Origin of the sequence: Serratia sp. szju, assembly GCF_044594185.1 — a bacterium.
In the GTDB taxonomy this organism is placed as follows: Bacteria; Pseudomonadota; Gammaproteobacteria; order Enterobacterales; family Enterobacteriaceae; genus Serratia; species Serratia bockelmannii.
Map to the genome: position 1 here is coordinate 3,140,077 of NZ_CP172576.1, position 18,389 is coordinate 3,158,465.

The following is an 18,389-nucleotide window of genomic DNA, read 5'->3' on the forward strand; positions in this document are numbered from 1 at the left end:
GATGGCCGCCGTCGATCCCCAACTGGCCGCCGAACGCGCGGTCAGCCTGCCGGCGCTGCTCACCAGCCGCGAATGCCGCCAAGCGCGCCAGCAGGCGTGGCTGGCGCAGCACGAGTGCACGCTGCTGGTGCTGACGCTGGTGGTGCCCGGCCCAGTGAAGGACAGCGCGTTGACGCGCGGCATCTTCAACCTGGGGTGGGCGGCGCTGCTGCGGCTGTGCGCCGAACAGGGTTGGCCCAGCCCGCAGGCCGAGGCGCTGGCGCTCGCCACCGGTTGCGAAGGGTTTGTGGCGCTGCGCGCCGATGCCCAGCGGGTGAAAGACTGCGCCATGCAGCTGGAGGTGAGCCGACCGATCGGCCGGCTGTGGGATATCGACGTGCTGGATACGCAGGGGCGCATTTTGTCGCGCCGCGACATCGGCCTGCCGGAACGGCGCTGCCTGTTGTGCGGCCAACCGGCCAAGATCTGCGCCCGCCAGCGGCGGCATAGCAGCGAGCAGCTGCTGCATGAAATGGAAAGGATGTTCAACGATGCGATCTCTGCCGATTAATCCACCCGCCCGTCACACCGAGCCGGCCTGCGGCTTCGCCCGCGCCGCTTTCCGCGCGCTGCTGGTGGAGGTCAACCTCACGCCCAAACCGGGGCTGGTGGATCGCCATAACACCGGCGCTCACCGCGACATGGATCTCGGGTACTTCTACCGCAGCGCCCGCGCCATCGGCGTGTGGCTGCCGCGCTTTATCCAACGCGGACGGGAAGACGCGGCTTTGCCGGCAGAGCAGCAGCTGGCGCGGCTGCGGCCGCTCGGCATGGCCTGCGAAAACCAGATGTTTCGCGCCACCGGCGGCATTAACACCCACAAGGGCAGCGTGTTCTCACTCGGGTTGCTGTGCACCGCCTTCGGCCGCCTGCAGCAGCAAGGGCAAGCCATCGGCGCGGAGGCGCTGTGCGCCGAGGTGGCGGCGATGTGCAGGGGGCTGGTGGAGCGTGAGCTGCGGCGCAACAACGCCGGGCAGACCGCCGGCCAGCGGCTGTTCGCCGCGCACGGGCTGAGCGGCGCACGCGGCGAGGCGGAGTCCGGTTTTCGGTTGGTGCTTGACGGCGCGCTGCCGCTGTATCGGCAACGGCTGGCCGCCGATGGCGACGAACAGCGGGCGCTGCTGGACAGCCTGCTGTGGCTGATGGCCCACAACGACGACACCAACGTCGCCTCGCGCGGCGGCCTGCACGGGCTGCGCTGGCTGCGGCGCCGGGCGGCCTGGCTGCTGGCGCAGGGCGGCTCGGCCGGGGAGGCGGGCCTGGCGCGCCTGCAACGCTTCGATGCCGACTGCATCGCCCGTAACCTCAGCCCCGGCGGCAGCGCCGACCTGTTGATAGTGACCTGGCTGCTGGCGCAGCTGGGTGCCCAAGAATAATAACCAAGCCTTCAGGAGAGTCCCTATGTCCCAAACCCAGGAAAAGATCTGGAAAGCGATAGCGCCGCTGGCGGTGCTCGCGATCCTGTTATTGATACCGGTGCCCGACGGCATGCCGCCGCAGGCGTGGCACTACTTCGCCATCTTCGTGGCGATGATCGTCGGCATGATTCTGGAGCCGATCCCGGCCACCGCCATCAGCTTTATCGCGGTGACCGTCAGCGTGCTCAGCGCCAACTGGGTGCTGTTCGGCGCGCAGGAGCTGGCGGAACCGGGCTTCAAGGCCGGTAAAGAGGCGCTGAAATGGGGGCTGGCGGGCTTCTCCAGCACCACCGTCTGGCTGGTGTTCGGCGCTTTTATCTTCGCGCTGGGCTACGAGGCCACCGGGCTGGGGCGGCGCATCGCGCTGTTCCTGGTGAAGTTCATGGGCAAGCGCACGCTGACGCTGGGCTATGCGGTGGTGATCATCGATATCCTGCTGGCGCCGTTCACGCCGTCCAACACCGCGCGCACCGGCGGCACGGTGTTCCCGGTGGTGAAAAACCTGCCGCCGCTGTTCGATTCCTTCCCTAACGATCCCTCTTCGCGCCGCATCGGCGGCTACCTGATGTGGATGATGGTGGTCGGTACCAGCATCAGCTCTTCGATGTTCGTCACCGGCGCCGCGCCGAACGTGCTGGGCATCGAGTTCGTCGGCAAAATAGCCGGGGTGCACATCAGCTGGATGCAGTGGTTCCTGGCATTCCTGCCGGTCGGCCTGCTGCTGCTGATCATCGCGCCGCTGATCTCCTACTACCTCTACAAGCCGGGCGTGACCCACAGCAGCGAAGTGGCCGCCTGGGCGAATACCGCGCTGGGGGAAATGGGCAAGCTGACGCGCAAGGAGTACACCCTGATCGGCCTGGTGCTGCTCAGCCTGTGCCTGTGGGTGTTCGGCGGCAAGGTGCTGGACGCCACCGCGGTGTGCCTGTTGGCGGTGTCGCTGATGCTGGCGCTGCACGTGGTGTCGTGGAAAGAGATCACCAAATACTCCAGCGCCTGGAATACGCTGGTTAACCTGGCGACGCTGGTGGTGATGGCCAACGGCCTAACGCGCTCCGGCTTTATCGACTGGTTCGCCCAGACCATGAGCACCCACCTGGACGGCTTCTCGCCGAACATGACGGTGGTGGCGCTGGTGCTGGTGTTCTACTTCGCCCACTATCTGTTCGCCAGCCTGTCGGCGCATACCGCCACCATGCTGCCGGTGATCCTGGCGGTCGGCAAAGGGTTGCCGGGCGTGCCGATGGAGCAGCTGTCGATGCTGCTGGTGCTGTCGATCGGTATCATGGGCGTGCTGACGCCGTACGCCACCGGGCCGGGGGTGATCATCTACGGCTGTGGCTACGTGAAATCGAAAGACTACTGGCGCCTGGGCGGCATTCTCGGCGTGGTGTACATCGCCGCGCTGCTGCTGATCGGCTGGCCGATCATGAGCCTGTGGTACTGAGTTGAAGCCACGCGGCCACCGCCCGGTGGCCGCGGTTACGATCCTTTCCCGTGAACCCTGTCACACACTTGTCACACTAACCCCGCCATCATACGCAGGCAAACGCTAACACCTTAAAAATAATCATTTTCCGGGAGCCTCTGCGGATGAGAAAAAAAACGTTATTGCTGTGCCTGCCTTTGTTATTCACCGGGAACGCGCTGGCGGACGCCGGCGGTTATCAATTGGAACAGGTGCTGGTGATGAGCCGCCATAACCTGCGCGCGCCGCTGGCCAACAACGGCAGCGTGTTGGCGCAGTCCACGCCGAAGGCTTGGCCGGCCTGGGAAACGCCGGGCGGCCAGCTGACCACCAAGGGCGGGGTGCTGGAAGTGTATATGGGGCACTACTTCAACGCCTGGCTGAAGCAGACCGGCCTGTTGCCGCAAGAGGGCTGCCCGACCGCCGGCAGCGTGTACGTCTACGCCAACAGCCTGCAGCGCACGGTGGCCACCGCGCAGTTCTTCAGCAACGGTGCGTTCCCTGGCTGCGACGTCAGCGTGCACCATCAGGACAAGATGGGCGAGATGGATCCGACCTTCAACCCGATCATCACTGACACCAGCGAAGCCTTCAACCAGCAGGCGCTGGCGGCGATGAACGCCGCGCTGGGATCGCTGAAGCTGGACGCCTCTTACCAACAGCTGGCGAAGATCATCGACTACAAGGATTCCGCCGCCTGCAAGACCGACAAACACTGTGACCTGACCAAAGAAGCCAGCGTGATGAGCGCGGTGCCGGGCAAAGAGCCGGGCGTCTCCGGCCCGCTGCGGGTGGGCAACTCGCTGGTGGACGCCTTTATGCTGCAGTATTACGAAGGTTTCCCGATGAAAGAGGTGGCCTGGGGCAAAATCGCCACCCCGCATCAGTGGCAGCAGCTGGCGCAGTTGAAAGACGGCTATCAGGATTCGCTGTTCACCTCGCCGGTGGTGGCGCAAAACGTCGCCAAACCGCTGCTGACCTACATCAACAACGCGCTGCTGGGCGAGCGCAAACCGGACGCGCCGAAGCTGACGGTGCTGGTCGGCCATGACTCCAATATCGCCTCGCTGCTGTCGGCCATGCAGTTCCAGCCGTATCAGCTGCCGCAGCAGTACGAGAAAACGCCGATCGGCGGCAAACTGGTGTTCCAGCGCTGGCGCGACGCGCAGAACGACCGTGAATTGCTGAAGATTGAGTACGTCTATCAGTCCACCGAACAGCTGCGCAAGGCGACGCCGCTGACGCTGCAAACCCCGCCGCAGCGCGTGAAGCTGGCGCTGAAAGGCTGCCCGATCGACAAAGACGGTTTCTGTGCCTGGAGCGATTTCGAAAAGACCATGAAAGGCATCTTGTAATGCCCGGCCTCTCTTCCGATCGCGGGGGAGAGGCTTCTCCCCATCCCGGATAACGCGCCGCCATGCCGGCCTTAACGCCATTTATTTTGCCCAGGGTCATTGTTGCAGGCCGGTTCGGGGGCTAACATCATCAGCCTGCCTGTTTATCATGGATATCGCCGTTGCCCACTTTTATCCGCAATATCGAATTTTTCACGCCGGACGGCTATCCGGGCCAGGTGGCGCGCTGCCAGTTTGCGCTGGCGGAGTATCGCGACGAGCGTTTTCCCGAGGCGGGCTTTGCGCTGCCGGATCATCTGGCGCGTGCGGTGCCGAAACGCCGTGCGGAGTATCTGGCCGGGCGTGTTCTGGCGCGGCAGCTGCTGGCGCCGCTCGGTTTCGCCGACTTCACCCTGGCGCGCGGCGAAGATCGCGCGCCGCAGTGGCCGCCGGGTATCGCCGGGGCGCTGAGCCATAATTCGGATACCGCGTTGTGCGCCGTACACCGCGAGAGCGGGCTGGGTGGCGTTGGGTTGGATGTGGAGACGCTGCTCTCCGACGTGCGGGCGGAGGAGCTGTGGGGGGCGATCGTTTCGGCGGGGGAGCGCGAGGCGTTACTGCGCGAGGCGCTGGCGTTCAACGAACTGCTGACGCTGACGTTTTCCGCCAAAGAGAGCCTGTTCAAGGCGCTTTATCCGCAGGTGCGCTGTTACTTCGATTTTCTCGATGCGCGCATGGTCGCCGTGGATACGCAGCGGCAGACGTTTGTATTAGCGTTGCTTAAGACCTTGACGCCAAATTGCCCCGCCGGCCGCCGGTTTAACGGGCGTTTTTGGCGTGAAGGTGACGATGTCACGACTTTTATTTTTTGCTAAAACATAATAATAACAGTGTGTTATTTCTTGCGGCACCGTAACGCGGATGTGCCGCGGCGGGCGGAAAGATTCATTCATCGGAGATTGACCCACGGTGGGGTTCCGGTGTAGTTTATTCTCCTTTTTATAGCTAATGATAATTATTCGCATAAACATTATCATTGGTAAGGCGCAACAAAGGAGTGGTCTTGTGGCGACACTGACGACAGAAAACCAAACCTTCCCCGGGTTTGTGTACGCCGAACAATCGACCTTTTTGTACCGGTCCGAATTCCGGTCCCTCTCCGCCGACGGTGTGTTTGAGCGTATCGAAACGCCGGCGTTCGGCGGCGAGCAGGAAGGCAGCGCGCTGACGCAGCATATTCGCCAGGCGCTGGCGCGCGCCAAAGCCGCCGGCCAAGAGACGCCGGTGGTGGTGGGCGCCATTCCGTTCGATACGCGCCGGCCTTCCTGCCTGTACGTGCCTGAAAACTGCCAGTTTGTCGCCAACGACAGCTTTACCCGCGCCGCGCGCCCGATGCTGCAACAGCCGCATCGCCTGGCCGCCTGCACCAGCATTCCGGACGAGCCGCGCTTCAAGCATGCGGTGGCGGAAGCGGTCAGCCGCTTTAAACAGGGCAAGCTGGACAAGGCGGTGCTGTCGCGCATCCTCGACATCGAGCTGGAGCAGCCGGTGGCGGGCCACCAGATCCTCAATAACCTGATGGTGCAGAACCCGACCGGTTATCACTTTTCCCTGCCGCTGGCCGATGGCGGCGTGCTGATCGGCGCCAGCCCGGAGCTGCTGATCCGCAAGCAGGGCGGCGAGATCCACACCAACCCGCTGGCGGGCTCGGCGCGCCGTCAGGACGATCCGCAACAGGATCGCCTCGGCAGCGAGCGCCTGATGCGCTCGACCAAAGACAAATACGAACACAAGCTGGTGATCGACGACATCCGTCGGCACCTGGCACCGCTGTGCGCCAGCCTGAGCGTGCCCAGCGGCCCGTCGCTGCTCAGTACCGGCACCATGTGGCATTTGTCCACCCGCATTCGCGGCGAGCTGCTGAACCCGAATCTCAACGTGATGCAGCTGGCCTGTCTGCTGCATCCGACGCCGGCGCTGTGCGGCTTCCCGACCGAGAGCGCCCGCCAACTGATCGCCGATCTGGAACCGCACGATCGCGGCCTGTTCAGCGGCATCGTCGGCTGGTGCGACGCCAACGGCGACGGCGAGTGGGCGATCGTCATCCGCAGCGGCCTGCTGCGCGGCAACCGGGTGCGGCTGTTCGCCGGCGCGGGTATCGTCGCCGCCTCGACGCCGCAGTCCGAGTGGCTGGAAACCGCCGCCAAACTGGGCACCATGCTCAACGCTTTCGGCCTGAACAGCGGCGCGCTGTAGGGCCACTTTGCGGCGCAGCGCGCGCCGCATCCTATCCTTTTCGCAGGAGACAACGATGAACAACAATATGACCCGGCTGTGCGCCCGGATGGCGGTGCGCGCATGAGCATTCAGATGGATTTCACCGGCAAACGCGTGTGGGTGACCGGCGCGGCACGCGGCATCGGCGAGCAGATCGCCCGGCATTTTTTGACGCAGGGCGCCGAGGTGGTGGGGTTTGACCGCGAGTTCGCCAACCCGGATTTGCCTTACCCTTGCGTGACGCTGGACATCAGCCGGCCGGAGCAGGTGGAGGCGGTGTGCCGCCAACAGCTGGCGGAGAACCCGCAACTGGACGTGTTGGTCAACGCCGCCGGCATTCTGCGCATGGGCAATACCGAAGATCTGAGCGTGGATGACTGGCATCAGTGCATCAACGTCAATGCCTCGGGGGCGTTTTACCTGTTCCGTGCCGTGTTGCCGCACTTCAAGGCGCAGCGCAGCGGGACGATCGTCAGCATCGGCTCCAACGCCGCGCACGTACCGCGCGCGCAGATGGCGGCCTACTGCGCTTCCAAGGCGGCGCTGACCAGCCTGAACCACTGCGTGGGGCTGGAAATGGCGCCGTTCGGCGTGCGGTGCAATCTGGTGTCGCCGGGCTCGACCGACACGCCGATGCAGCGGGGCATGTGGCAAACCGACGATGCGCAGCAACGCACCATCGCCGGCTTCCCCGAGATGTTCAAGCTGGGGATCCCGCTGGGTAAAATCGCTCGCCCGGACGAGATCGCCAACGCGGTGTTGTTCCTGGCCTCCGACCTGGCCAGCCACATCACCATGCAGGACATCGTGATCGACGGCGGCGCCACGCTGGCCGCCTGAGTCAGACCCGCTGGCGGCGCAGCAGGTGCTGCGCGCCTTCCGCCGCCAGCAGCAGCACCGCCAGCCAGATCGCCAGATAGGTTGGCCATTCGCTTTGGCTGATGCTCTCGCCGAGCAGCAGCGCGACGATCACCAGCAGCACCGGTTCCACATAGCTCAGCAGGCCGAACAGGCTGAACGGCAGCAGGCGGCTGGCGAGGATATAACACACCAATGCCACGGCGCTGATGACGCCGAGTAGCGGAATGCGCCAATACAGCTCGGCATTGATCGACAGCGCCGCCGCGCCGCCGTCGCCGAAGGCGAACCAGGCCGCCGCCGGCAGCATCAGCGCCAGCTCGCACCACAGCCCGCCGAGATTGTCGGTGCCGAAACGCCGCCGCAAAATAAAGTAGAGCGGATAGCCCAGCGCCACCACCAGCGTCGGCCATGATACGCCGCCCGCCTGATACAGCTCATTGCCCACCCCCACCATGGCGCACGCCACCGCCAGCTTTTGCAGCAGCGACAGCCGATCGCGGTAGATCAAACGGCCCGCCAGCACCATGGTCAGCGGCAGCAGAAAATAGCCGAGCGACACGTCGAGCGCCTTGCCGTGCAGTGGCGCCCACAGGAACAGCCACAGCTGCACCCCCAGCAGCGCCGAGGTGAGCAGGAGGCCCAGCAGGCGCTGCGGCCGTTGGCCGATCCCGACCAGCGTGTCGCTCACCCTGCGCCAATCGCCGGACAGCGCCATGAACAGCGTCAGGAACGGCAGCGTCAGCAGCGTGCGCCAGCCGTAGACCTGTTCGCCGTTCAGCGGGGTGAGGGTAGAGGTGAAGTAGTACATCGCGCCGAACAAGATGGAGGCGACGACCGAAAGAGTGATGCCCTTAATCACACGCATTCCTGGTGAGTGATTGATTTTATGGCGGCTACTGTAGAGAAATTTGCCGCCAACGACAATGGCGTTGCCGGGCGCTGGACAATCGGCGGCGGCGGGTTACAATGACTACTGTGTATTCATACAGGATATGGCGATGACAATCGATCTTTTTGAAGACGCGCTGCCGCCGCCGTGGCGCGAAGAGATCGCCCCCGGCGCGGTGGTGATGCACGGTTTTGTGCGCGATCACGGGCCGGAGCTGCTGGCGGCGGTGCAGGGCGTGGTGGCCCAGGTGCCGTGGCAGCACTTGACCACGCCCGGCGGGCACGTGATGTCGGTGGCGATGAGCTGGTGCGGCAACGGCTGGACCAGCGACAGCCGCGGCTACCGCTATTCGGAACGCGATGCACGCAGCGGCAAACGCTGGCCGGCCATTCCGCCGATCCTGATGGCGTTGGCGGACGAAGCCGCGCAGCAGGCGGGCTTTGGCCCCTTCGTGCCGGATTCCTGTTTGATGAACCGTTACGATCCGGGCAGCAAGTTGTCGCTGCATCAGGATAAAGACGAACACGACTTCGGCGCGCCGATCGTCTCGGTATCGCTCGGGCTGCCGGCGGTGTTTCAGTTCGGCGGCCTGCAACGCAGCGACCGGGCGCAGCGCATCCCATTGGCGCACGGCGACGTGGTGGTGTGGGGCGGCCCATCGCGGCTCTGTTTTCACGGCATCCTGCCGGTCAAGGAAGGCTACCACTCGCTGGTGGGGCCGCACCGCATCAACATCACGCTACGCAAGGCGCTTTAACGGCGGCTCCTGCGCCAGGCAGGCGACGAGATAGTCGATAAACACCCGCAGTTTGGGCGGCAGATACTGGTTGGACGCGTAAAGCAACCACAGGCCGCCGTGATAGCTGCTGAGGAAATCCCATTCCGGCAACACCTGCACGATCTCGCCGTCGTCGAGCGCCTGGCGAGCGGTAAAATACGGCAGGCTGCCGATGCCGATATGCCGTTTCACCGCGTCCAGCCGCACGCCGGTGTGGTTGGCGGCGTAGCGGCCGTGCACGTTGACCGTCACCGTTTTGCCGCTGCGGCGGAACTTCCATTGCGCGTCGCTCGGCGTTTCTCCCAGATAGATGCAGCTGTGCGCCGCTAGATCGTGCGGGTGCTGCGGTGTGCCGTGCTGCGCCAGGTAGTGCGGCGTGGCGCACAGCAGATGGTCTATTCTCATCAACTGGCGGCCGATCAACCCGGGCGACGGGCGATCGGTAATGCGCAGCGCCAGATCGACCCGATCGTCGATCAAATCCATGTAGCGATCTTCCAGCCGCAGCCTCACGTCCACCTTTGGGTAGCGGCGCAGGAACTCCGGCATGTGCGGATGCAGCACAAAGCGGCCCACCGCTTTGGGTACGCTGACGCTGACCAGCCCTTCGGGCTCCACGGCGCCGCGCCCGCCGATCGCCATGACCGCGTCGGCCGCCGCCAGCAGGGTGCGGCAGTGCGCAAACGCCTCTTCGCCGCTTTCGCTCAGCCGCAGTTTGCGGGTGGTGCGGTGCAGCAGCTGCAGCGCCAGCGCCTGCTCGAGCTTCGCCACGCTGCGGCTGACGGCGGAAGGCGAAGTGCCCAGCTTGCGGGCGGCGGCGGAAAAACTGCCGCTCTCTACCACCTGAACGAAAATGGCCATTTCGGGCAACAGCGCGTAAGAAAGATTTGTGCTCATGACGCAAAGGTCCATTGTGATGGCGGCGGATTATGCTCCGATTATGACATGAATATAATGGCTCTTCGAACCGAGGAGAAAAATGATGACCGAACGACGTTATTACTACAGCGACGATTTACAGGGCCAGGCACAGGTGTTGAGCTGCGCGCCGGCCGAGGCGGGCGCTTACGCCGTGGAGCTGGACGCCACGCTGTTCCACCCGCAGGGCGGCGGCCAGCCGTCCGATGTGGGAGCGTTAGACGGCGTCGCCGTGCTACGGGTGCAGCAGCAGGGGGATTCCGTGGTGCACTTTACCGCCGCGCCGCTGCCGATCGGGCCGGTCACGATGCAAATCGATGAAGCGCAGCGTCGGCTGCACGCCCGTTGGCACTCCGGCGGGCATCTGATTGGCTGGCTGGGCGAAACCCGGGGGTGGCGGCCGGTCAAGGCGCATCATTGGCCGGGGGAAGGGCGCATCACTTTCGCGCCGGGACCGGATGCACAGACGATAGAAGCGGACTTTTTGCAGGCGGAGCTGACGCGCTTGATTGCTGCCGATTTACCGCGCCGCCAGCAGGCGGTGGACGGTTTGCGCCAGATCGGTTTCGGCGAGCTGCCCGCCTACGGCTGTGGCGGCACCCATGTCGCCGCGCTGGGCGAGGTGGGCGCGATCGCGATCACCGGCATAAAGATGAAGAAAGGGCAGTTGAATGTGCAGTATGAGCTGGGTTGAATAAGGGAGAGCGGCTCAACGCCCGGCCTGCCGCAGCTGGGTGCAGAATGCGCATTGACATCCCGCTACCGGCACTGCCGCGCAGCTGCCGATGTTCACCGGCTGGGCGTCCATGGCGTGAAAGCCGTAAAACAGATTTTCGATGTTTTGTTCCGCCGCGCGCGCCTGTTCCGGGCGCGGTTCGGGCACTTTTGACTGAAACGCCGCGGCCTTGCCGGCCAACAGGCTGAGAAACAGCAGCGACAGCTGGATTTTCATCGTCGTCTTCCTTTGGCTTAGATTTTGATACTTTATAACAAAATGCATTCGCCGCCAAGCGACGCGTCTTGTGCGATTTACACCATTGGTTAGCGAAATTAGTTCGTTCAATTCCCCGCCGATTTGGTTTGTTATCTAACCCATAACTTTCAGAAATAATATGGGTGCGGCGCGAATGTTTAAGTTTTCTTTCAAGGTATTAACCGGTGGAATAGCGGTGGCGTTAGGAGGGGCGGCGGCGATGAGCCCGGCGTTGGCGGCGGTGCAGGGCGGCACGCTGATCTACCTCGAACAGCAGGCGCACACCAATCTTTATCCGCCTTCCGGTGGGTTTTACCCCAACGGCGGTATTCTCAATCAGATCACCGATAAGCTGACTTACCAGAACCCCAAGACGCTGGAAATTGAACCCTGGATCGCCGAGTCCTGGAGCAGCAACGCCGACAAAACCGAATATACCTTCAAGCTGCGCCCCGGCGTGACTTTCTCCGACGGCACGCCACTGGACGCCAACGCGGTGGCGAAGAACTTCGACACCTACGGGCTGGGCAACAAGGAGAAACGCCTGCCGGTTTCCGAGGTAATCAATAACTACCAGCGCAGCGAAGTGGTGGATCCGCTGACGGTTAAATTCTACTTCACGCGGTCGTCGCCGGGTTTCCTGCAGGGCACCGCCACTATTGGCTCCGGGCTGGTATCGCTCGGCACGTTGAACCGCAGCTACGACGAACTGGGCGATGCGCGCCATATCATCGGTTCCGGTCCGTTTGTGGTCAGCGGCGAAAAGCTGGGGCGTGAGGTCGAGCTCAGCGCCCGCAAGGATTATGACTGGGGGCCGGCCAAATCGCCCCAACAAGGGCGAGCCAATCTGGACGGCATCAAGGTGATCGTCACCGGTGAGGACAGCGTGCGCATCGGTGCGCTGCAGGCCGGGCAGGCGGATTTTATCCGCCAGATCCAGGCCTATGACGAGAAGCAAACGCAGGATCAGGGCCTTATCATTTATGCCGCACCGACGCGCGGCGTCAACGACAGCATCGCTTTCCGGCCGGATAATCCGCTGGTGGCCGATCTACGCGTGCGTCAGGCGCTGCTGCATGCCACCGACAGCAAACAGATCGTCGATACGCTGTTCTCCGCCAACTACCCGCAGGCCAAATCGGTGATCGCCTCCTCGGCCGCCGGCTTTGTCGATCTGTCCGACAAGCTGAAATTTGACCCGCAGCAGGCTAACCGGCTGTTGGATGAAGCGGGTTGGAAAAAGGGCGGCGACGGGCTGCGGGAAAAGGACGGCAAGAAGCTGGTGCTGACGGTGTATGAATCGTTGCCGCAGCCGCAGAACAAGGCGGTGTTGCAGCTGGTTTCTCAGCAGTGGGGGAAGGTCGGCGCGCGGCTGAACATTCTGGCGGGCGACGCCGGCAGCCGGGTGGCGGATAATCTCGACCCACAGAAAACCCCGGCGACGGTGGTGGAGGTGGGGCGCGCCGATCCGGACGTGATCAAAAGTCAGTTTTATCCAACCAATCGCGATGGGCTGCTGCAGAAGGGCGGTACCAGCAGCAACAGCAATTTTAGCGATGACAAGCTGAACGCCCTGCTGCTCGGCATTGCCTCCGAGGTTGACGCGCAAAAGCGCCTGCAGACAGCCGGTGAGGCGCAAAACTACCTGATTGACCAGGCCTACGTGATCCCGTTTTTTGAGGAGCCGCAGGTGTTCGCCGGCGCGCCTTATTTGAAGGGGGTGAGCTTCGAAGCGGTCGGCCGCCCGAGCTTCTACGGCGCCTGGTTAGAGAAACATTAAGGGGGCGCAATGAAGCGATATCTGGCGGGGCGCATCGGGCAGGCGGCATTGGTGCTGTGGGCGGCCTTTACCCTGTCGTTCCTCCTGCTGCAGGTGCTGCCGGGCGATGCGATCCTGATCAAATTCCAGAACCCGGACATGGGGCTGAGCCCGGCGCAGATCGCCGACATGCGCGCGGCCTATGGCGCGGATGTCCCCTTGTGGCGGCAGTATCTGCATACCCTGGGCAGCGTGCTGCATGGCGATTTGGGCTTCTCAATGCAGGCCGGGGTGCCGGTTACCGCGCTGCTGGCGGCTAATCTGCCCGCCACGCTGCAGTTGGCGGTACTGGGCTTTGCGGTGGCGTTGCTGCTGGCGCTGATTATCGCTTTTGCTTCCAACCTGACCGGCTTCGGCTGGCTGCGTTCGGCGCTGCAGATGCTGCCGTCGCTGTTCGTTTCAGTGCCCACCTTTTGGCTGGGCATTGTGCTGATTCAGCTCTTTTCGTTCCGCCTGAAGCTGATCCCGATCATTAACCCCGGCGAGTGGCAGGGGTTGATTTTGCCGATCGCGACGCTGGCGCTGCCGATCTCTGCGCCGTTGGCGCAAATTCTGATCCGCAGCATCGATGCGGTGCAAACCCAGCCGTTCGTCGCGGTGGCGCGGGCCAAGGGCGCCAGCCGCAGCGGGGTGCTATGGCGGCATGTGGCGCGCAACGCCATGCTGCCGGCGCTGACCATCGCCGGCATGTTGTTCGGCGAACTGATCGCCGGGGCGCTGATCACCGAAACCGTGTTTGGCCGCAGCGGCCTGGGGCAATTGACCCAGCAAGCGGTGGTCAACCAGGACGTGGCGGTGCTGCAGGCGATAGTGCTGATCTCGGCCACCGCTTTCGTCATCATCAATTTGCTGGTGGATCTGCTGTTCCCACTGCTGGATCCGCGGCTGAAAACCCAGGCAGGAGCATCCCTATGAGCAGTATCTCCTTTGAAAAAGCCACGGTTCCTGAGCGCGATCTGTCCGGCGCTGAAAGTGAAGGCGCGCTGCCCGCCAGTCGCCCCAGCCGCCGCCGTGTCCCCCTGACGCTTTTTCTGGCCTGGGCGGTCATTGCGCTGGTGGTGCTGTGGGCGTTGGCGCCGCAGCTGTTTACCGCCTACAGCGGCACCGAAGGCATTGCCGGCGCGCAGCGGCTGGCGCCCGGCGGTGACCATTGGCTTGGCACCGATCAGCTGGGACGCGACCTGTATGCGCGCATGGTGTACGGCGCGTCGCAAACCCTGGCCGGCGCGGTAGTGGCGGTGGCGCTGGGGTTGGTGTTCGGCACCGGGCTCGGCCTGATCGCCGGTGCGTTGGGCGGCGTGGCGGACGACGCGGTGATGCGCGTCGTCGATGTGCTGTTGTCGATCCCCGGCCTGCTGCTGTCGCTGAGCATTATCATCCTGCTTGGTTTCGGTACGGTCAACGCCGCCATCGCGGTAGGTGTCACTTCAGTTGCCAACTTTGCCCGTCTGGCACGGGCGGAAGTGGTGCGAGTGCGGCACAGCGATTACGTTGAAGCGGCCTACGGCAGTGGCGGTAGCTTTTGGGCGGTGCTGTGGCGGCATATCCTGCCGAACTCGCTGACTTCGGTGATCGCCTTCTCGGCGCTGCAGTTCGGCAGCGCGATCCTGGCGATCGCCACCCTGAGTTTCCTCGGTTACGGCACTCCGCCGCCAACCCCGGAATGGGGGCTACTGATCGCCGAAGGGCGCAACTACATTTCCACCGCCTGGTGGCTGACCACCTTCCCGGGCATTGTGGTAGTGGCGGTAGTGTTGGCGGCTAACCACATCAGCCGTTCGCTGGGAGGAAAAGCGCGATGAGCATGCAAGCGGCATGGCAACGGGCGGCGCGGCCGCCGGTACTGGCGCTGGACAAGGTTTCCATCGCCTATGAGGGCAACGAAGGCAGGCGAAGGGTGGTGCATGAGGTGTCGTTCACGATTGAGCCGGGCGAGGTGGTGGCGCTGGTTGGCGAATCCGGTTCCGGCAAAACCACCACGGCGCAGGCGATCATCGGCTTGCTGGCCGACAACGGCCACCTTGAACAGGGCACCATCCGGCTGCACGGTACCGATATCGCCGGCTGGTCATCGCGGCGGCTGGATGCGGTGAGAGGGGCGCAAATCAGCCTGATCCCGCAAGATCCCGCCAGCTCGCTCAACCCGGTAAAAACCATCGGCGAGCAGGTGGCGGAGATCGTCAATATTCACCGCCGGTTGCCGCGCGCGCAGGTACAACAGCGGGTGACGGAACTGTTGACCCGCGTCGGGCTGACGCACCCGGAACTGCGGGCGCGCCAGTTTCCGCATCAACTTTCCGGCGGCATGAAGCAGCGGGTATTGATCGCCATCGCTATTGCGCTGCAGCCGGCGTTGATCATTGCCGACGAACCGAGTAGCGCGCTGGACGTGACGGTGCAAAAACGCATTCTCGATCTGATCGACGAGCTGCGGCGCGAATCTGGCACTGCAGTGTTGCTGGTGACGCACGATTTGGGCGTGGCGGCGGAACGCGCCGATCGACTGCTGGTGTTCCGCCACGGCCGGGTACAGGAACAGGGGGCTACCGCCGAGGTGCTGCGCGCGCCTGCCAGCGCATACACCCGCAAACTGTTTGCCGATGTGCCTTCATTGAGCGGCGCCGTTGCGCCGCCGCCGAAACGCAGCGGGCAGCCGCCGGCGATCGTGGTTCAGGCGCTGGTGAAGGATTTTCGGCTGTCCGGCGGCCAGGGGTTCCGCGCGCTGGATAGTGTGTCGTTTAGCGTGCCGCGCGGCACCACCCATGCGTTGGTAGGAGAGTCTGGGTCGGGCAAAAGCACGCTGGCGCGTTGCCTGCTGGGCTTCGAGCGGCCGGATGCCGGGCAGATCCTGATCGACGGCGTCAACGTTATCGGTCTCAGGGGCGAAGCGCTGCGTCAGTTTCGGCAGCGCATTCAGCTGGTTTATCAGAATCCGTTCAGCTCGCTCGATCCCAAACAGACTCTCTATCGGGTGATTGAAGAACCGCTGCTGAATTTCGCGCCGATCGGCAAACCGGAGCGCGATCGGCGGGTGCGTGAGCTGTTCGAACGGGTTGCGCTGCCGCCCGATTTGCTGAACCGCAGGCCGCACGAGTTGTCCGGCGGCCAGCGTCAGCGGGTGGCGATTGCCCGCGCGCTGGTGCTGCAACCGCGAATATTGGTATTGGATGAGGCCACGTCGGCGCTCGACGTCACGGTGCAGGCGCAGATCCTGCATTTGTTGCAAGAGTTGCAGCAGGAGCGGGACCTGACCTACCTGTTTATTTCTCACGATCTGGCGACGGTGCGGCGGATTTCGCACAGCGTTTCGGTATTGCACCGCGGTGAACGGGTGGACGGCGGCGCCACCGCCGAGCTGTTCGCCATGCCGGGGAGCGATTACACCCGTCAATTGATCGCCGCCATTCCCGGCCGCGCATCGCATGCCGGACAGCCAAAATTTGAGGAGGCGATATGAGCGGAAAAAGACTCGGTTTCTTCACCCGATTGCTGGATCAGGGCAGCGCGCAGGAGCGCTACCGGCTGGCGATCGAACAGATCGTGCACGCCGAACGAGCCGGGTTCGACACCGCTTGGGTGGCGCAGCACCACTTTCATGCTGATGAGGGCGGTCTGCCATCACCGCTGGTGTTTTTGGCGCAGGCGGCGGCACGCACCCGCCGTATCCGGCTGGGCACCGGGGTGATCACGTTGCCGATGGAGTCGGCGCTGCGGGTGGCGGAAGACACTGCGGTGCTGGATCTGTTGTCCGACGGCAGACTGGAGGTGGGCGTGGCCGGCGGCGGCACGCCGTCTTCTTTCGCCGCTTTCGGTCTCGACGCCGGTCAGCGCAACACGGCATTCGCCGAGAATTTGCGCACGTTGCTGAGTGCCTGGCGCGCAGAGGCGTTGGGCGGCGAAGACAACCGGCTGTACCCGGCGGCGCCGCAGCTGGCGCAACGTGTCTGGCAGGCCACGTTCTCGGTGGAAGGGGGGGGACGGGCCGGCCGCGCCGGTGACGGCCTGATGCTGTCGCGCACGCAGCCGCGCCCCGCGGACGCGCCTGACCTGCCGCTGGACGAACTGCAGAATCCGATCATTGACGCTTATCTGGCGGCGCTGCCGCCAGGGGTGGCACCGCGCATCATGGGGTCGCGCACCGCGTTTGTCAGCGAGAACGGCCAGCAGGCGCGCGACTTCGCCACGGCCGGGTTGAGCCGTGGGCTGGAGCGTATGCGCGCCAGCGGCCACCGGTTGGCCGATACGTCGCTCGACGGCCTGATCCGCGCTTTCGACGTGCACTTGGGCACGCCAGATCAGGTGATAGCCTCGCTGCAACGGGACAGCGCGCTGGCGCGCGTCACCGATCTGGCGTTTCAGGTGCACTCTATCGATCCACCGCACGCCCATATTCTGCGTTCTATCGATCTTATCGCCCGCCACGTGGCCCCTGAACTGGGCTGGCGGCGCGGCACGCCTGCCGCTGCTTATGAATATCACGTTGAGGAAAAGCTATGACGACATTATCGCACCAGGTCGATCTGCTGGCCGAACTGGCCGAGATTGCGCCGGATTCCACGCTGGCGCAGGCCAGAGCCACCCGTCAGGCGGCGACCGATGCCGTTCAGTCCAGCTATCTGGCGCTGTTTGCGCCTGCGGACGCCGGCGATTTTCCGCTGGCGCAGCGGCTGCGCTTGGCTCAGCGCATCAGTGAATGGCACGGCGAGCCGCGCTTGGCCGCGCACTACGCTGCTCTGCTGGAACGTCAGGGCGACGCGCCGGAAGACGAGCGGCTGCCGCTGGCGTTGGCGCATGCAGAACGGTTGGCGTTTCAACCGGCCAACGCCAACGCCCAGCACTTGCAGGCGCTGCGGCAGGCCGGCTGGTCGCTGGACGCCATCGTCACATTGTCGCAGTTAATCGCCTTTGTCAGTTTCCAAAGCCGCTTGCTGCGGGGCTACCGGCTGTTGGGCGGCAAGACGGACGACGCTGCGGCGCATCAGCCGGTAACGGCCGGCCGCTGGCGTACGGAGCGCACGACGCGAGGCGGCCGTCACGCGCCGCCGGCGTTTACCCGGCAAGAACTGGGGTGGGAGCCGTGGATCGCCGCCAAACCGTTGGCGGAATTCGATGACGCCGGCCGGGCGTTGCTAGAGCGGTTTGGCCACGCCGATTCCGATTACTTCCGCCTGTTGGCGCGCAACCATCCGGTGCTGGAACAACGCACGCTGGCGGACCGGGCGATTTTTTATACCTCCGGCGGGTTGGCGCGGCAGGATCGCGAGCTGGCGGCAACGGTCGCCAGCAAGGTGAACGGCTGCATCTACTGTGCCTCGGTGCATGCGCGCAAGGCGGCGCAACTGTCGAAGCGCGAAGCCGAGATAGATCGGTTGCTGGCGGTGGCGCCGGGCGGCGCGTTGAGCCAGGGGCAGGATGACGCCAGGCAAGCGCAGATAACCTTTGCCGCCGCACTATCCGCAACGCCGCCGCAGGCCGACGCCGGGCAGCTGGCGGCGTTGCGCGCTCAGGGCCTGGATGAGCTGGCGCTGTTGGATTTGGTGCAGGCGACGGCGTTTTTTGCCTGGGCCAACCGGTTGATGTTGACGCTGGGCGAACCTTATCTCTGATCCTCTTAA

18 protein-coding genes are annotated in these 18,389 nt (G+C 64.2%); 15 read left to right on the forward strand and 3 right to left on the reverse strand.

Features of this window, described 5'->3' with window-relative positions; translation table 11 throughout:
- Position 1: 1 nt before the first annotated feature.
- From citX to dhbA, 7 genes are all read left to right on the forward strand, one after another.
- Positions 2–550, forward strand: coding sequence for a citrate lyase holo-[acyl-carrier protein] synthase (gene citX / locus RE418_RS14880; RefSeq protein WP_049204979.1), 549 nt, complete (start codon positions 2–4; stop codon positions 548–550).
- Entirely contained in the window at positions 531–1,415 is an 885-nt protein-coding gene (gene citG, locus RE418_RS14885) for a triphosphoribosyl-dephospho-CoA synthase CitG (RefSeq protein WP_399675205.1), read from the forward strand. The genes citX and citG overlap by 20 nt, the downstream gene beginning before the upstream one ends.
- A gap of 25 nt (positions 1,416–1,440) precedes the next feature.
- Complete coding sequence (locus RE418_RS14890; RefSeq protein WP_016927089.1) at positions 1,441–2,904, forward strand: anion permease; 1,464 nt, start codon at positions 1,441–1,443, stop codon at positions 2,902–2,904.
- 146 nt (positions 2,905–3,050) lie between these two features.
- Entirely contained in the window at positions 3,051–4,280 is a 1,230-nt protein-coding gene (gene agp / locus RE418_RS14895; RefSeq protein ID WP_089181085.1) for a bifunctional glucose-1-phosphatase/inositol phosphatase, read from the forward strand.
- A 161-nt stretch (positions 4,281–4,441) separates the two neighbouring features.
- Complete coding sequence (locus RE418_RS14900) at positions 4,442–5,134, forward strand: 4'-phosphopantetheinyl transferase superfamily protein (protein ID WP_346402146.1); 693 nt, start codon at positions 4,442–4,444, stop codon at positions 5,132–5,134.
- A gap of 190 nt (positions 5,135–5,324) precedes the next feature.
- Positions 5,325–6,515 carry an isochorismate synthase MenF gene (locus RE418_RS14905; RefSeq protein WP_141998473.1) on the forward strand — a complete coding sequence of 397 codons (1,191 nt, stop codon included), beginning with the start codon at positions 5,325–5,327 and terminating at the stop codon, positions 6,513–6,515.
- A gap of 102 nt (positions 6,516–6,617) precedes the next feature.
- Positions 6,618–7,376 (forward strand): 2,3-dihydro-2,3-dihydroxybenzoate dehydrogenase, encoded by a 759-nt coding sequence (gene dhbA, locus RE418_RS14910; RefSeq protein ID WP_346402145.1) that lies wholly within the window; start codon positions 6,618–6,620, stop codon positions 7,374–7,376.
- A 1-nt stretch (position 7,377) separates the two neighbouring features.
- On the opposite strand, the gene rarD is transcribed toward dhbA, so the two are convergent.
- Positions 7,378–8,256: an EamA family transporter RarD gene (gene rarD, locus RE418_RS14915; RefSeq protein WP_049295949.1), complete on the reverse strand. Its 879-nt coding sequence runs from the start codon at positions 8,254–8,256 to the stop codon at positions 7,378–7,380.
- A 139-nt stretch (positions 8,257–8,395) separates the two neighbouring features.
- Between rarD and alkB the strand changes: the two genes are divergently transcribed.
- A complete protein-coding gene (gene alkB / locus RE418_RS14920; protein ID WP_399675206.1) occupies positions 8,396–9,043 on the forward strand; it encodes a DNA oxidative demethylase AlkB in 648 nt (215 codons plus the stop codon).
- On the opposite strand, the gene RE418_RS14925 is transcribed toward alkB, so the two are convergent.
- A complete protein-coding gene (locus RE418_RS14925) occupies positions 9,026–9,961 on the reverse strand; it encodes a LysR family transcriptional regulator (RefSeq protein WP_197825220.1) in 936 nt (311 codons plus the stop codon). The genes alkB and RE418_RS14925 overlap by 18 nt on opposite strands.
- Positions 9,962–10,046: 85 nt before the next feature.
- On the opposite strand from RE418_RS14925, the gene RE418_RS14930 reads away from it, so the two are divergent.
- On the forward strand, positions 10,047–10,676 hold the full coding sequence (locus RE418_RS14930; RefSeq protein ID WP_089181082.1) for a hypothetical protein: 630 nt from the start codon (positions 10,047–10,049) through the stop codon (positions 10,674–10,676).
- Positions 10,677–10,691: 15 nt separating this feature from the next.
- On the opposite strand, the gene RE418_RS14935 is transcribed toward RE418_RS14930, so the two are convergent.
- A complete protein-coding gene (locus RE418_RS14935) occupies positions 10,692–10,934 on the reverse strand; it encodes a hypothetical protein (RefSeq protein ID WP_025303447.1) in 243 nt (80 codons plus the stop codon).
- 241 nt (positions 10,935–11,175) lie between these two features.
- Here RE418_RS14935 and RE418_RS14940 point away from each other — a divergent pair, with 241 nt between their 5' ends.
- The 6 genes from RE418_RS14940 to RE418_RS14965 are packed head-to-tail and all read left to right on the forward strand — an operon-like array spanning position 11,176 to position 18,380.
- Complete coding sequence (locus tag RE418_RS14940) at positions 11,176–12,735, forward strand: TIGR04028 family ABC transporter substrate-binding protein (RefSeq protein WP_233494407.1); 1,560 nt, start codon at positions 11,176–11,178, stop codon at positions 12,733–12,735.
- Between the two features lie 9 nt (positions 12,736–12,744).
- The gene (locus tag RE418_RS14945; protein WP_049208728.1) at positions 12,745–13,689 is read left to right on the forward strand and encodes an ABC transporter permease; all 945 of its coding nucleotides are present in this window, start codon (positions 12,745–12,747) and stop codon (positions 13,687–13,689) included.
- Positions 13,686–14,576 (forward strand): ABC transporter permease, encoded by an 891-nt coding sequence (locus RE418_RS14950; protein ID WP_089181080.1) that lies wholly within the window; start codon positions 13,686–13,688, stop codon positions 14,574–14,576. The genes RE418_RS14945 and RE418_RS14950 overlap by 4 nt, the downstream gene beginning before the upstream one ends.
- On the forward strand, positions 14,573–16,231 hold the full coding sequence (locus tag RE418_RS14955) for an ABC transporter ATP-binding protein (RefSeq protein WP_049203573.1): 1,659 nt from the start codon (positions 14,573–14,575) through the stop codon (positions 16,229–16,231). The genes RE418_RS14950 and RE418_RS14955 overlap by 4 nt, the downstream gene beginning before the upstream one ends.
- Positions 16,228–17,271, forward strand: coding sequence for a putative FMN-dependent luciferase-like monooxygenase (locus RE418_RS14960; RefSeq protein ID WP_089181079.1), 1,044 nt, complete (start codon positions 16,228–16,230; stop codon positions 17,269–17,271). Before RE418_RS14955 ends, RE418_RS14960 begins: the two co-directional genes overlap by 4 nt.
- The gene (locus RE418_RS14965; protein ID WP_043143172.1) at positions 17,268–18,380 is read left to right on the forward strand and encodes an alkylhydroperoxidase domain protein; all 1,113 of its coding nucleotides are present in this window, start codon (positions 17,268–17,270) and stop codon (positions 18,378–18,380) included. Before RE418_RS14960 ends, RE418_RS14965 begins: the two co-directional genes overlap by 4 nt.
- The last annotated feature ends 9 nt before the right edge of the window (positions 18,381–18,389 follow it).

Excerpts from the sequence above, each read along its gene's own strand:
- RE418_RS14955 (WP_049203573.1), top strand. The coding sequence starts at position 14,573 with ATGAGCATGCAAGCGGCATGGCAACGGGCGGCGCGGCCGCCGGTACTG.
- dhbA (WP_346402145.1), top strand. The coding sequence starts at position 6,618 with ATGAGCATTCAGATGGATTTCACCGGCAAACGCGTGTGGGTGACCGGC.
- RE418_RS14965 (WP_043143172.1), top strand. The coding sequence starts at position 17,268 with ATGACGACATTATCGCACCAGGTCGATCTGCTGGCCGAACTGGCCGAG.
- RE418_RS14945 (WP_049208728.1), top strand. The coding sequence starts at position 12,745 with ATGAAGCGATATCTGGCGGGGCGCATCGGGCAGGCGGCATTGGTGCTG.
- RE418_RS14950 (WP_089181080.1), top strand. The coding sequence starts at position 13,686 with ATGAGCAGTATCTCCTTTGAAAAAGCCACGGTTCCTGAGCGCGATCTG.
- RE418_RS14935 (WP_025303447.1), bottom strand. The coding sequence starts at position 10,934 with ATGAAAATCCAGCTGTCGCTGCTGTTTCTCAGCCTGTTGGCCGGCAAG.
- citX (WP_049204979.1), top strand. The coding sequence starts at position 2 with ATGGCCGCCGTCGATCCCCAACTGGCCGCCGAACGCGCGGTCAGCCTG.
- RE418_RS14925 (WP_197825220.1), bottom strand. The coding sequence starts at position 9,961 with ATGAGCACAAATCTTTCTTACGCGCTGTTGCCCGAAATGGCCATTTTC.
- agp (WP_089181085.1), top strand. The coding sequence starts at position 3,051 with ATGAGAAAAAAAACGTTATTGCTGTGCCTGCCTTTGTTATTCACCGGG.
- citG (WP_399675205.1), top strand. The coding sequence starts at position 531 with ATGCGATCTCTGCCGATTAATCCACCCGCCCGTCACACCGAGCCGGCC.
- RE418_RS14940 (WP_233494407.1), top strand. The coding sequence starts at position 11,176 with ATGAGCCCGGCGTTGGCGGCGGTGCAGGGCGGCACGCTGATCTACCTC.
- alkB (WP_399675206.1), top strand. The coding sequence starts at position 8,396 with ATGACAATCGATCTTTTTGAAGACGCGCTGCCGCCGCCGTGGCGCGAA.
- RE418_RS14960 (WP_089181079.1), top strand. The coding sequence starts at position 16,228 with ATGAGCGGAAAAAGACTCGGTTTCTTCACCCGATTGCTGGATCAGGGC.
- RE418_RS14930 (WP_089181082.1), top strand. The coding sequence starts at position 10,047 with ATGACCGAACGACGTTATTACTACAGCGACGATTTACAGGGCCAGGCA.
- RE418_RS14890 (WP_016927089.1), top strand. The coding sequence starts at position 1,441 with ATGTCCCAAACCCAGGAAAAGATCTGGAAAGCGATAGCGCCGCTGGCG.